We start from the raw sequence: 13229 nt of genomic DNA, 5'->3' as shown, positions 1-13229 counted from the left end.
TGCTCTCCTGCATGAGGCTCACAGGCGAAATTTTTCTGGCCACGATGAGACCGTCGATGTGAGGAGTACGATGCATATCGATTCAATCCGGCATCGTCATGCGGATGTGATGCGCGCCTTGTCTGGCGTGCGAGTTCATCGGCATAACGCCGCTTATTCCACCGGAGAGGCCAGCAGCGACACCGGCACACCGTGGCAACTCACTCTGGCCACAAGCGCCGCGCCGAGTCCGGCGCTCGCTTTTGCGGGAGCGTTGAATGACGACACTTCCCTGTCGACCCGCAGAATGTTGAGCGGCCACGATGCCCGGGAGAGCCGTTCGTGCGCGAAAGCCCCGACCCATAGCGGGGCGCTCGACGCACCGTTATCCACGGCATAGCCGGTCGGCCAGAAGCGCAGGACGTCGCGTTCGTCGCGCGCGTTGCCGGGACGCATGAAAACCAGCGACGAAGGCACGCCGTTGTTCAGCTTCGGCAAGACCGGCAGCGATACCGCGGCGACGTTCGGCGAGGCGAGCGAGAGAAGGCTGTGCGCGGACACGTCGGTACCCTCGATCCATCCCTGCGCGCGCAATTGTCCTTTGATCGAATCGAGGTTCGACACCCATTGCAGCGTGAGCGGTTCCTTGCGGTCGCCGCCCATGTCGGAGCGATAGCATGGCAGCATCTTCCATATCGAGCCCGTCCACTGCGCTTGCGTGACGAGCACGGGCGGCGGGCGCTGCGCATTGTCCGGCGGCGGCGCCGGCGGATTGACGCCCAGTTGCACGCCCACGCTCACCAGCATCACCACCAGAACCACGAGCGGCATGAGGCCGCGTGAGGGCGGCACCTCCGGGTGACGCAACATCGCCGTCAGTGCGACGATGGCCACCCAGATGTACGCAAGCGCGGCGCCGCCGATCGCATCGGAAACCCAGTACCTGCCGAAGTAAAGGCCCGCCAACGCGACCACGAACACGACGACCGTACTCACGGTCGTCACGAGCAGGCCTTCGAGCATGCCGACCCGTCGCGCCAGCAGAAACGCGAGGAACCCGTAGACGATCACCGTCGCGGCAACATGGTTGCTCGGAAAAACGTAGGCGTCGGACAGCAGTTCGTTGGGCGGCGCGCGGTGCATGGCGAACTGCAGCGCGAAGATCAGCAATTGCGAAAACACGACTGCGGCGAGCCAGTAACCGATGGTGCGCCAGCGCCGTTCCACCAGCATCCACAGCACCACCGTCACGACCAGTGCGGTCAGCGTGAAGACGCTGCCGAGCGTGGCGAGCCCCGCAAGGACGGTGTCGCTCCATGGCGTGCGCACCGATTGCAGGAAGTGATAGACGGAAAGATCGACGCCGACCAGCGGGTCGCCGCTGATGACGTCTTCGAGGACACCAAAGAACAGTGCGCCCGACGCCAGCACGATCAGCGACGTCACTACGATGCTGCTGGCGTCCGGCTGCTCGGGGTCCAGCAGCCGCCGCGCGAGCCGGCCGAAAGGCCCGGGGTGGCGGCAAGCCCAACTGCCCAGATAGCGGCCCGCCGCGCTCGACCAGGCACTGGCATGCGAAAGCAGGAAACCCATCGCGCGAAAGCTCAGCCAGACGATGCCCACCAGTAACACGATGACAACGACGAGCCGGAACGACACCGCGCCGGCGAGCAGCATCGAGGCGCCGAAAACCACGCCCGGCAGGATGTGCGCGGGAGCCCATAACAGCGCCGACAGCACATTCATCGCGTAGAAGCGCGTCGGCGTCATGCCCAGCATGCCTGCCACCACCGGCACGATCGCCCGCAATGGTCCTATGAAGCGGGCGAACACGACGCTTTTGGCACCGTGTTTCTGAAAGAAGCGGTGGCCGGCGTCGAGTACCTGGGGATGAGTGCGGAACGGCCAGAGCTGGACGATTCTGGCCTTATAGCGCTTGCCGATCCAGAAGCTGATGCCGTCCCCGGCGATGGCGCCGGCGATCGCCGACAGCAAAGCCCAGCCAAGGCTCAGCGACCCGGTGCCGACCAGCGCGCCGGCGAGGAACATGGCCGTACTGCCCGGAACAAAGGTGCCGATGACGGCAATGGCCTCCAGAAAGGCGGCAAGGCAGATGACCGTGAGAGTCCATGCCGGATGGCCGGCAAGCAGATGCAAGAGGTGGATGTAGGCGTGCTCCATCGTGCGCGATCAGCCGTTCTGGACTAACGGTTGATCATAACGCGCACGACGTTTCCTCACATTCCTGCTGACAGGCAGCCGGTGCAATACCGGCTGCACGACCTCACGAAGCCGTCAGCGAATCGCCGGATACGTGAACCCGCTCGCCGATCTGAACGTCTGGCTGAGTCGGGTAGCTGAAGTTGCGATAGCTGCCGTCCTGCATGCGCACCTGGACCTGATAGGTGGTCTGCTTGCGCACGGCGTGCTCGATGCCGTTGCCGGCCAGGCCGCCGCCGACCACACCCGCGATGGTGGTGAGAATCTTGCCGCGTCCACCGCCGATCTGATTGCCGACGAGGCCGCCCGCGACCGCGCCACCCAGTGCGCCGAGGCCGGTAGTGGGCTCAGGCGCCTGAACCGTATTGATGGCGACGACTTCACCCGCATAAGGATCGGCAAGCGGTCTTGCCGGCGCGGCCTGATACGGTGCCTGGTAGCCCTGATTGTTTGCGTACCTTGGGGCGTCCCCGGTGGGTGCGCTGTGCGTGTGATGGACGCGCGGATGTGCCGGCGCGGTCTGCTGGACGGTTTGCTGAACCGGCTGCTGGGCCGTTTGCTGAAGCGCGGACGGCTGGGGCACGGCAACCGGAGCGCTGGCCACCTGCGCCGCGGCCGTATTAACTGGCTGTGCGGGCTCGGTGACGGCGTGCGAGGTGGGCAGGAGGCCGGTCATTGCCGCGATGCCCGTGGCGCTCGCAAGGATGACGGCTACCGCTGCGCCGGCGACCAGGGGGTGAATGCGATTGCGTTGCGGATTGCTGGGGGTGAGATTGGTGTTCATTGCGGGCTCCGCGAGTAGATGCCTGCAATAACGCGGCAGCAGCGTGGGCGGTGTACGCCGATCGCATGCTGCTTTGTAAGCATTTGTACAGCTTGCCGATTTGCCGATTTGCCGGTTTGCCCACAAAAGCGGGCGTGCTCAGATCTCGTCGGTAAATTCGTCGAGGAAACGCTGCAGACGATCGTGGCGAATTCTGGCCAGACGCGCGCCGGTCGGCGTCTGGAAACCGGATGCCAGTTTCAGCAGCTTTGCGTGGAAATGGTCGAGCGTGTACGCCGTGTCGTCCAGGGGACGCGCTGTCGCGTGTGGGTCGGCGGGATCGTACAGGGCGCGGCCCATCCGGCCGGCCACGTAAAAGCAACGCGCGACACCTAGCATGCCGATCGCGTCGAGCCGGTCGGCGTCCTGCAGCGTTTTTGCTTCCAGCGTGGTCGGTGCGATGCCGGCCGAGAAACTATGTGCTTCGACCGCGTGCGCCGCGGCCTGAACTTTTGCTTCCGGCCAGCCGAGCGATGCAAGAACGCGCGCCGTCTTTTCCGCCGACAGACGCGAAGCCTGCGCGCGCAGCGGCGAATTCTTTTCCACCGCGACGCAGTCATGCAGCAGCGTCGACGCGAACAGCACCTGTGCGTCGCCACCTTCTTCCGCCTGGATGGTGGCCGCGTTTTTCCAGACGCGCCGCAGGTGCGAGGTGTCATGCGAGCCGTCGCCGTTATCGTCGTTCGCGTGGGGCAACAGGATCGCTGCCAGTTCCTGAAAGGGGGCGAAGGCGCGTTGGGTCATCATGGTGCCGGGTGAGAAAACAGGGCCGTGCATTATCGCCGATCGTCCGTCAATTCCTAAGTTTCAGCGATGAACAAAGGTGGCAGGTGCCCGGTCTTACTATTTGATCTGGCTTCTTCACGAGCGTCGTTGGCGAGTGGGAGGCGTTCGGTGGGTAATTCAATGGCATCACGGAGTGGGCTATGAAAATCGCGACAAAGGGTGTTTTAACGTCGGTGTTGGTGATGGGGCTGATGAGCGTAGCTTATGCCCAGTCGGCGAACCTCGGCGTCAACGGGGCGAATGGGTTGAATGGAACTGGCGGTTTGCAGGCCGGTGGGGCCAATGGTGCAGGGCAGACCATGAACCCGGGGACGGGCTCAGCAAGCCCGAGCCCGTCGCCGGGACTGGGTGCGGCGGGCAGTCCGCCGGCAATCGGAGGAACCGGCGGCGTGGGGTCGGGTCCCGTGCTAAACAACATGCGGGCGAACGGCACCAGCCTGAACATGAGCCCGAATCCCCGGGCGCCGAATGTGACGGGAAGAGCGTTCGGACAGTAGCCCTTACTCGACCATCATTCAACCATACTCAGCCATCACTCAGCCGTAACCAGTTGCAGAACGATACGCTTTGCCGAAGCGAGATGTTCCACCGTCATCGATCGCGCGAGGCGTGCGTTCCCGGCCTCGCATGCTTCGAGAATCTTTAGATGCTCGTCCTGGAAGGCAGCGGTATCGGCGAGCAAGGTGCTTTGCAGGCGTTCGTAACGCTCAACCTGGGCGCGCAACTCGCGGATCGCTTTCAACTGCCGCCCGTTCGCGCACGGGCGGTATAGCAGTTCATGAAACTCGCGATTCAGTTCGCCCTGTTTTTGTGCGGTGTCCGCGTCTCCCAGAAGCCGGTGAACGAGTTCGGCGCGCGATAGCGTCTCACTGTCCATACGTTTGACCGCATGGAAAATGGCGTCTCCCTCAAGCAACATTCGCAGGCTGTAGATCTCGTCCAGGTCTGACTGGGTCAAGGTTCGCACGACGGCGCCGCGATTGCGCATGAGCTCGACCAGCCCCTCGCCTTCGAGCTTTTGTATGGCCTCTCGCATCGGCACCCGGCTCACTCCGAATCGATCGGCGAGCTCGCGCTCGACCAGCCGCGCGCCGTCCTCCAGGTCGCCGGCTGCGATCAGTTCGCGCAGTGAGACAGCAATGGCGTCGGCCGTCGAATCCAGTTTGTGATCCATGTGCGTTGAGTCCTTGTCATTTGGAATAATGGTATACCAAATTGGCCGTGCACATATAGAATGCGTGTGTTGCGAATTCAGTTTCGGTTCAACAGTAAAGGAGAGCGGCATGGCGCACGGCGAGCACAAATACGCGGTATCGGTGCAATGGACCGGCAACCGCGGCAGCGGCACTGCGGGATATCGTGAGTATGGTCGGGATCACATCATTGCCTCGGGGAACAAGCCAGACATTGCTGGATCTTCCGATCCTGCGTTTTTGGGCGACGCGAAGCGGTGGAATCCGGAAGATCTGCTGGTCGCCTCGGCGTCCGCCTGCCACAAGCTCTGGTATCTACATCTTTGCTCGGATGCGGGCGTTGTTGTTTTGAGTTATCGCGACAATGCCGAGGGTACGATGCTCGACAGTCCGGAGCAGGGGCGTTTTTCGCAGATCGTTTTACGTCCGCAGGTTGTGATTCAGCCCGGTGGCGATCTCGAACTGGCGAAGCATTTGCATCATGTGGCGCATCAGAAATGCTACATCGCGAACTCGGTCAATTTTCCGATTGTGTGCGAGCCGGAAATTTCGACGGAACGGGCGTGACAGACGCACAGGCGTGGGCGTGATCGTCGAGATCGTATAGCGCGACTACAACGCAGTTGATCGGGCTGGGGAGGGTGGGTTCGGCTTTGCGGGATTCTCGTATCCCGAACCTCAATACGCAACTAACGGTCAAGTCCGCCTCGCGACTCCAGATAACGCGATGGCCGTCCCAGCGGAAACTGAAGACGGCCATCGCCCGCGTGTTACGCCGCAGCTACGCAGTGAACAGACCGGCTATGTCACTCAACGATTGCCGTCAAGCAGATCGCCGAGAATTTCGTCGAATGCTGCCTGCGCGTCTTCAAGCTCCTGCAGCGCGGCGTCGAAGGTTTGCAGCGCAAACTGCGAAGGCTGGCCGCTGCCGGCTGGCGGGAATTGCGATTGCAGCGACGCGAACGCCGCCTGCACCCGTTTGGTCGCGGTCAATACACGCTCCATCGCGGCGGTTTCTTCGGCTCTCGCCTTTTCGTGATCCATGAGAACTCCGTGCTCGTCTGGTCGGCTCGCGCCGTATCAAATGGGTGACTATGCCACGTCCGCGTTCAGGACAGCGGCAAGCCGCCGTTAGCCTTGATTTCCCGTAGCGACAAGGCCGATTCCACCGACGTCACGCCCGGCAGGCTACGCATCTCGTCGCGCATGAACGTGCCGTAGTCGTCGAGATCGCGCGCGACCACCTGCAAGATGTAGTCGGCGCTGCCCGACACGTTGTGGCACGCAAGAATCCGCGGAATAGCCTGCACCTCGCGCTCGAAACGGGTCGCCACCGCGCGGTCGTGCACGGCGAAACGCACGTAGACGAACGCGACCACACCGAGGCCGAGGGCGGCGCGCGACAGCATCGCGCGGTATTGGTCGATATAACCGTCGTTTTCGAGGCGCTTAAGGCGCCGCGCGCAAGGCGTCTCACTTAGGCCGACCGTCTCGGCCAGCCGCGCGTTCGACATGCGGCCGTCGTTCTGCAGCGCGGCGAGGATCGCGCGGTCTGTCTTGTCGAGCTCAGGTGTCATGGTTTTAGGCCATTTACGGTGCGTTAGCGGAAAACATGATTGGAGACGCAGATGTTAGCGCATTCCGCCAAAATTTCATCCTGCACCTCTGTATTTCGCCAGAAAACTCTCCGTCGGTGATAGCAAGATAGAGCCCTTAAAACAAGAGGTTTCTATGATTTCCGCACACCTTCTGATCGTCTATATCGCTGCGCTGGCCGTCGTCTACGCGATTCCCGGACCTGATATGGCGCTGATTCTGCAAACCAGCATCGGACGTGGCGCGCACAGTGGCTTCGCGGCGGCCGGCGGGCTGGGTGTGGCGCGGGCAACGCATGTCACGCTATCGGCATGCGGGGTGGCGGCACTGTTGCGCAGCGCGCCCTGGCTGTATGACGTGGTGCGCTACGGCGGCGCGGTTTATCTCGCGTGGGTCGGCGTCCAGATTTTCCGCTCGCCCGTATTTGCGTTGCCTGAAGGTGGTGTGGCGGGTGGCGAATCGCAGCCGTTGCGGGCCGCTTTCGTAAAGGGCCTGCTGACGAATCTGCTGAACCCGAAAGCGCTGCTGTTCTGCTCGGTGCTCCTGCCGCAGTTCGTGCGTCCTGAGGCCGGACCGGTTGCGCTGCAGATGGTTGAGCTGGGTTTGGTGCTGCTCGCGATCGGCGTATGTTTCGACGCCATCTATGCGATCGGCGCGGCGCGCATCGCCAGCTGGATGCGGGCTCATCCTCTCGCGCAGACACTGCAGCGTTGGACTTTCTCAGCGGCGTTGATCGGCTTTGCGTTGCGGCTCTCGCTGGACTGATTGATTGCCGGATTTGCCGACGCCGACTTAGAGGCCGATACGGGACGGCGCGATATTTACGACCGGTAGCGAACAGGTATCTGCTGCGCGGCGCGTCGCACGCGTCATGCCCGTGCGCAAAATGGTTGTGTTAATAAAGTTTATAAAAGTCGATAATCTGCCGCGCATCGTCTCGCGGCAACACAACTATTTGCTTCTACCCGTTCGATGAAAACTTTTCTGCTTTATGCCGTGACCGCCGTTGCCGAAATCGTTGGGTGCTATTTGCCGTGGCGTTGGCTGAAGGAGGGGGGCTCCATCTGGCTGCTGGTTCCCGGCGTGCTAAGCCTGGCCCTGTTCGCCTGGCTGCTGACGCTGCACGGCACCGCCGCAGGCCGTGTGTATGCGGCTTACGGCGGCGTGTACGTGGCGGTGGCGATTGCGTGGCTATGGTGCGTCGACAAAGTGCGCCCAACGCTGTGGGACGCGGCCGGCGTGGCATTCACACTGGCCGGCATGGCGATCATCGCTTTCCAGCCGCGTGTTTGACCCGCTTCCTGCGGCGCCCACACGTGGGTCCTGTTTTGCCGACGCGTGACCGCGCGCGACCTGTCTGGAAGACGCGCGGCGTTCGCACAATGGCCGATTCGCTCGTATTACCTGATGCCGCCCAGGTAGTCGAGCTTGCCAAGTTCGACACCGTTGTGACGCAGAATGTCGTACGCCGTGGTGACGTGAAAGAAGAAATTCGGCAACACGAAACCGAGCAGATATGACAAGCCCGTGAACTCGATCGGGCCATTACGCATTTTCAGCGTGACCGGACGTTCTTCCGACCCGTCGATCTGTTCGGCGTTGAATTCCTTCAGATAATCAATCGTCTTTTGAAGGCGGGCATCGAGTTCGTCGAAAGTCTGCTCGACGTCGTCGTACTTCGGCGCTTCGACGCCGGCGAGACGCGCGGCGCAACCCTTCGCCGTGTCGCTCACGATATAGACCTGGCGCACCAGCGGCAGCATGTCCGGTGCGAGCCGGGCGCTCAGGAACACGGACGGGTCGATCTGTTTCTCGGCAGCGTGCGCCTCGGCCTTGCCGAGGATGACTTGCAGGTTAGTCATGCCGCGCACCAGCACGGGCAATGAGGCTTGATACATCGAAATTGACATGGGTTCCTCTGATTCTTCGATCGTGCGCGCGCGTGGCGTGCGAGGCGTTGCGGCGGCTGGATTGCCGCTTCAGCATCATAGCGCGGGTGCCGCACGATGCGCATTGATCCAACCCGGCGTTAGCCATTCGGACAACTGCCACGGATGCCGGAACTGTGGTCGAATGCATAGGTCGGACGTTTGGCGAAGTCCTTGAAACAGCGATCCGCTGCCGGTCGCCATGCGGCGGATTCGTGCAGACGCGTGCCGTGCGTGGGGCCGCCTTGTGGCCCACGCCGTCACGCTAACAGGAGAATCGACACCATGGTCAATAGACAACCTCTGCCGGGAAGCGAGCGAACGGCAGTGCAAGGTTCGACGGTTGTTGGGCAATGCAATCCGGCTGAACGGATCGAAGTTTTCGTAATACTGCGCCGTCAGCGGCAGGCGCAGTTCGACGCACTGATGAGCAGGATCGAAGCGGGTGACCCAGGCGTCAAGCCGCTCTCGCGTGAGGCGTTTGCAAAAGAATACGGCGCCGCGCCGGACGACATCGCCAAGGTCAAAGCTTTTGCCGTCGCACACGGCTTGACGGTGGTGCGGGAAGATCCGGCGGCGCGCCAGGTATTGCTGAGCGGCACGATCGCTCAATTCCAGACCGCGTTCGGCGTCAAGCTGGAACATTACGAGCACCACACGGCGGGCCAGTTCCGCGGCCGCACCGGCACGATCAGCGTGCCGGACGATCTGCATGGCATCGTGCAAGCCGTGCTCGGGCTCGATAACCGGCCCCAGGCCCGGCCGCACTTTCGCATCCGGCCGCCGTTTCAACCGGCTAAAGGGCATCAGGTTTCCTTTACGCCGCCGCAGCTCGCCTCGCTGTATCAGTTTCCGCAGGGCGACGGCAGCGGCGAATGCGTCGGCATTATCGAACTCGGCGGCGGGTACAGCACATCCGACCTCAAGAGTTACTTTGCCAGCCTTGGCGTGGCTTCACCGAAGGTGACATCGGTCGGTGTCGACGAGGGCAGCAATCAGCCGAGCGGCGACCCGAACGGGCCCGACGGCGAAGTCACGCTCGACATCGAAATTGTGGGTGCGATCGTGCCGGGCGCCAGGATCGCGGTCTATTTCACACAGAACAGCGACGCCGGCTTCATCGACGCGGTGAGCACCGCGGTGCATGACACCACCAACAAACCCTCGGTCATCTCGATCAGTTGGGGCGGCCCGGAGTCGAGCTGGACCAGCCAGTCGTTGCAGGCATTCAACAACCTGCTGCAAACGGCGGCGGCTTTGGGTGTGACCGTTTGCGCGGCGTCGGGCGATAGCGGTTCGAGCGACGGGTCGGGCGGCGATCAGGTCGACTTTCCGGCCGCGAGCCCCTACGTGCTGGCATGCGGCGGCACGAACCTGACCGCGTCGGGCACCTCGATTACGCACGAGGTGGTGTGGAACGACGGCGCGCAAGGCGGCGCGAGCGGCGGCGGCGTGAGCCGGGCGTTTCCGGTCCCCGTGTGGCAGCAGGGCTTGTCGGCCACTTCGTCGCGCGGCGCCAAAACGGCGCTCAGCGGGCGCGGCGTGCCGGACGTGGCCGGCGATGCATCGCCCGTCACCGGCTATAGCGTGCTGATCGACGGCACGCAAACGGTGGTCGGCGGCACCAGCGCGGTGGCACCGCTATGGGCGGCGTTGATTGCGCGGATCAATGCGGCGAAAGGGCAGCCGGCGGGTTTCATCAACCCGAAGCTTTACAAGGCGCCGGGCGCGCTCAATGACATTACTCAGGGCAACAACGGCAGCTTCGCCGCGTCGCCGGGCTGGGATGCGTGCACGGGACTTGGCAGCCCCAATGGTCAGAAGGTGGCGGCCGCACTATAGTCTGAAGACTCGCGGATTGTTGCGGATGGCGCCCGGTGGATTATCGGCCCGGGTGCTCACCGGCTATCCGCGTCGGTTTCGCGGTGCGCCGCGGTCAGGCCGCTGGCAGTACAGTGCGGGACTTGAGGAGACGCTGGCCAAGCTGGACACAGCAGGGACATCAGGGCAGCCAGGACGCATCAGGAAAAACAGAGACAGCGAGAAAATTCAAGTCGCATCGAGACGCATCGAGACAGATCAAGAGGTTAACGAACCCATGGAGCGATCATGACGAACACCGAGTCAGCTTCCGTTAGTCCGCAGTCGTCACACAGCACTCACGCTTCGCCCGCAACGGCCACCGGCGCGTCGCACAAAACAGCCGATCAGCCGTTCTTCGATCCGGTTGCTTATGGCAACGGGCCGGACGATTCGGTCACCGATACCACTGAAGCCGCCGCGATTACGCATCATTCGACGACCATCGGTGGCCAGAAGATCAACTACACGGCGACGGTGGGTCACCTCGTGATCGTCGACCCGAGCAGCTCGCAGCCCGAAGCCAAAATGTTCTACGTCGCGTTCACGCAGGACAACCAGAAGGAAGAGACCCGCCCGGTGACGTTCTTCTACAACGGCGGCCCGGGTTCGTCTTCGGTGTTCGTGCTGCTTGGCTCATTCGCGCCGCGCCGCATCAAGACCTCGATGCCGGGCTTTACGCCGCCCGCGCCGTATTCGATGGAAGACAATCCGGACAGTCTGCTCGACAAGAGCGACCTCGTGTTCATCAATCCGGTCGGCACGGGCTACTCGGCGGCCATCGCGCCGAAGACGAACCGGGCCTTCTGGGGCGTCGACCAGGACGCGGACTCGATCAAACAGTTCATCAAACGGTTTCTCACCAAGAACAATCGCTGGAATTCGCCGAAGTATCTGTTCGGCGAGTCCTACGGCACGGCGCGCAGTTGCGTACTGGCCTACCGGCTGCATGAAGACGGTGTCGATCTGAATGGCATCACGCTGCAATCGTCGATTCTCGATTACACGCAATCCGGCAACCCGGTCGGCGTATTACCCACGGCCGCTGCGGACGCGTGGTATCACAAGAAACTCGGCATCGCGCCGCGGCCGACCGACCTCGGCACGTTTGCCGAAGAAGTCGCCCAATTCGCTCGCACCGACTATCTGGCAGCGTTGCGTAAATTCCCGACTACGGATTCCGCAACCGTCGAAAAGCTCAGCGAATACACCGGTATCGACAAAACTACGCTGCTCGCCTGGAGCCTCGATATCGCGTCGTACGACAGTCGCGGCAATTCGCTGTTTCTGACCAGCTTGCTGAAAGCGCAAGGTCTCGCGCTCGGCGAATATGATGGGCGTGTGACGGCGATCAATACCGGTATCGCCGGCAAGATCGACCCGAACTCGGGCGGCAACGATCCGACCATGACGGCGGTGACCGGCGTCTATACGACGATGTGGAACGTGTATCTGAACGAGCAGTTGAAGTACACGTCGAATTCGGCGTTCACGGACCTCAACGATCAGGCATTCCAGTATTGGGACTTCAGCCATATCGATCCGACTGGCGCGCAGAAGGGGCTCGATGCGAAGGGCAACGTGATTCTGTACACCGCCGGCGATCTGGCCGCCGTGATGGCGCTGAACCCCGATCTGAAGGTGCTGTCGGCGAATGGTTTCTTCGACTATGTCACGCCGTTCTATCAGACCGTGATCGATCTGCAGCAAATGCCGCTGGTCAGTCAGCAGGTACGGCAGAATCTGTCGGCGCGTTTTTATCCGTCGGGGCATATGGTCTATCTCGACGGCGGGTCGCGTACCGCGCTCAAAGCGGATCTCGCCAAAATGTATGACGCAACCGTGTCCAATACGCAGGCGATCGGGCGGATCCGTGCCTTGCAGGCTCGGGTGGCGAGGCCTGGTTGACCTGGCTTGCCGCCGGCGCCGCGCGTGAGCGGTGTGCAGGCGGAGGCGGTGTATTCGCCTGGTGATTCGGCGCTGTCTTGCAGTGTGTATCAACGTGTATTCGTGCACGGCAAGACAGCGTCGGCAGACGGCTGCGAACGCAACGGAACGCCTCTTTACCCTGTTGCGCCTGTGCACCTTTTCACACTCGAATATTGAATGTGTTTTAATTAGTCTGCGAATTGAACTATTGCGCGCCGCTCCCGGCGCGCCGACGAATGAACGCAGGCATTGCAGACAGGCGTTGCATCACTCTTTACAGCGACGCAACCAGCAGGACATATCAGGCGACTCTGTCGGCGCTCACGCGCCGGTGTGGCGCCGCGCGTCCCGCCCGCAAGGTGCGTTTTGCGATTCTCTTCGGCTGTGCCGCCGTCCTCGCACTGCGCGCCAGTCAGGTATGGGCTCAGGACGCGGGGATGCTCGACGAGCGCGTTACGCAGGAGTCAATCGGCGAAACCATTTGCCGACCCGGCTACGCCGACATGGTCGCTCCGCCGTTCGCCGATTTGATGGCTCACAAGGACCGCATGCTTGCCGCGCGCGGCATCGAGGCTGACAACGGCCCGGCCTTTGCACTCGACAGGCGCGTGCCGGTTGTCCTTGGCGGCTCGCCGAACGCCCCCGCCAATCTCGATCTCCTGCCGTGGGCGGGCCCGCAGGGCGAGCGTCGCAAGGCACGCGCCGCGGTCATGCTCAAACGTTGCGTTTGCGAAGGGAAGCTGGGTCTCGCGGAGGCGCAAGCGGCGATTGTCGGTAACTGGTCGGTGATCTACTCGGGCTTCAGCCAGACGTCTTGCGACGTGAGCCGTCTCGACGTCGCGACCGGCGACAGCAACGGCCGGAGCGAAGGTCGCGACAGCGCGCCATGAGGTTGTCTGCCTCCGCGCGCTCCGG

14 protein-coding genes are annotated in these 13229 nt (G+C 62.5%); 7 read left to right on the top strand and 7 right to left on the bottom strand.

What is annotated here, in order from left to right:
* Window positions 1-153: 153 nt before the first annotated feature.
* The 3 genes from AC57B6_RS18240 to AC57B6_RS18230 form a co-directional block, all read right to left on the bottom strand.
* Window positions 154-2160, bottom strand: a complete 2007-nt coding sequence (locus tag AC57B6_RS18240; protein ID WP_496421824.1) for a bifunctional DedA family/phosphatase PAP2 family protein — start codon at window positions 2158-2160, stop codon at window positions 154-156.
* A 103-nt stretch (window positions 2161-2263) separates the two neighbouring features.
* Window positions 2264-2983, bottom strand: coding sequence for a glycine zipper 2TM domain-containing protein (locus AC57B6_RS18235; RefSeq protein WP_496421823.1), 720 nt, complete (start codon window positions 2981-2983; stop codon window positions 2264-2266).
* Window positions 2984-3121: 138 nt separating this feature from the next.
* The gene (locus AC57B6_RS18230) at window positions 3122-3766 is read right to left on the bottom strand and encodes an HD domain-containing protein (RefSeq protein WP_144195553.1); all 645 of its coding nucleotides are present in this window, start codon (window positions 3764-3766) and stop codon (window positions 3122-3124) included.
* A gap of 182 nt (window positions 3767-3948) precedes the next feature.
* On the opposite strand from AC57B6_RS18230, the gene AC57B6_RS18225 reads away from it, so the two are divergent.
* Window positions 3949-4305, top strand: coding sequence for a hypothetical protein (locus AC57B6_RS18225; RefSeq protein ID WP_496421822.1), 357 nt, complete (start codon window positions 3949-3951; stop codon window positions 4303-4305).
* Between the two features lie 35 nt (window positions 4306-4340).
* On the opposite strand, the gene AC57B6_RS18220 is transcribed toward AC57B6_RS18225, so the two are convergent.
* Entirely contained in the window at window positions 4341-4982 is a 642-nt protein-coding gene (locus tag AC57B6_RS18220; RefSeq protein ID WP_281663016.1) for a GntR family transcriptional regulator, read from the bottom strand.
* Window positions 4983-5091: 109 nt separating this feature from the next.
* Between AC57B6_RS18220 and AC57B6_RS18215 the strand changes: the two genes are divergently transcribed.
* Window positions 5092-5568, top strand: a complete 477-nt coding sequence (locus tag AC57B6_RS18215; protein ID WP_106353354.1) for an OsmC family protein — start codon at window positions 5092-5094, stop codon at window positions 5566-5568.
* Window positions 5569-5811: 243 nt separating this feature from the next.
* On the opposite strand, the gene AC57B6_RS18210 is transcribed toward AC57B6_RS18215, so the two are convergent.
* Window positions 5812-6045, bottom strand: a complete 234-nt coding sequence (locus AC57B6_RS18210; RefSeq protein ID WP_028199982.1) for a hypothetical protein — start codon at window positions 6043-6045, stop codon at window positions 5812-5814.
* A gap of 65 nt (window positions 6046-6110) precedes the next feature.
* Complete coding sequence (locus AC57B6_RS18205) at window positions 6111-6578, bottom strand: Lrp/AsnC family transcriptional regulator (RefSeq protein WP_028199981.1); 468 nt, start codon at window positions 6576-6578, stop codon at window positions 6111-6113.
* Window positions 6579-6732: 154 nt separating this feature from the next.
* On the opposite strand from AC57B6_RS18205, the gene AC57B6_RS18200 reads away from it, so the two are divergent.
* A complete protein-coding gene (locus AC57B6_RS18200; protein WP_496421821.1) occupies window positions 6733-7362 on the top strand; it encodes a LysE family translocator in 630 nt (209 codons plus the stop codon).
* Window positions 7363-7569: 207 nt separating this feature from the next.
* Complete coding sequence (locus AC57B6_RS18195) at window positions 7570-7890, top strand: YnfA family protein (RefSeq protein WP_025647716.1); 321 nt, start codon at window positions 7570-7572, stop codon at window positions 7888-7890.
* A gap of 107 nt (window positions 7891-7997) precedes the next feature.
* Here AC57B6_RS18195 and AC57B6_RS18190 read toward each other — a convergent pair whose 3' ends face one another.
* A complete protein-coding gene (locus AC57B6_RS18190; protein WP_025647714.1) occupies window positions 7998-8507 on the bottom strand; it encodes a DUF1993 domain-containing protein in 510 nt (169 codons plus the stop codon).
* A gap of 303 nt (window positions 8508-8810) precedes the next feature.
* On the opposite strand from AC57B6_RS18190, the gene AC57B6_RS18185 reads away from it, so the two are divergent.
* From AC57B6_RS18185 to AC57B6_RS18175, 3 genes are all read left to right on the top strand, one after another.
* Complete coding sequence (locus AC57B6_RS18185; protein ID WP_183803406.1) at window positions 8811-10367, top strand: S53 family peptidase; 1557 nt, start codon at window positions 8811-8813, stop codon at window positions 10365-10367.
* A gap of 267 nt (window positions 10368-10634) precedes the next feature.
* Window positions 10635-12293: a S10 family peptidase gene (locus tag AC57B6_RS18180; protein WP_106353352.1), complete on the top strand. Its 1659-nt coding sequence runs from the start codon at window positions 10635-10637 to the stop codon at window positions 12291-12293.
* 257 nt (window positions 12294-12550) lie between these two features.
* Window positions 12551-13204: a hypothetical protein gene (locus AC57B6_RS18175; protein ID WP_025647706.1), complete on the top strand. Its 654-nt coding sequence runs from the start codon at window positions 12551-12553 to the stop codon at window positions 13202-13204.
* The last annotated feature ends 25 nt before the right edge of the window (window positions 13205-13229 follow it).

Source organism: Paraburkholderia sp. BGA-UO-ETr-F12 (genome assembly GCF_059567945.1).
The sequence above is the reverse complement of the archived record's forward strand: the minus strand, read 5'-3'. Positions and strand labels throughout refer to the sequence as shown.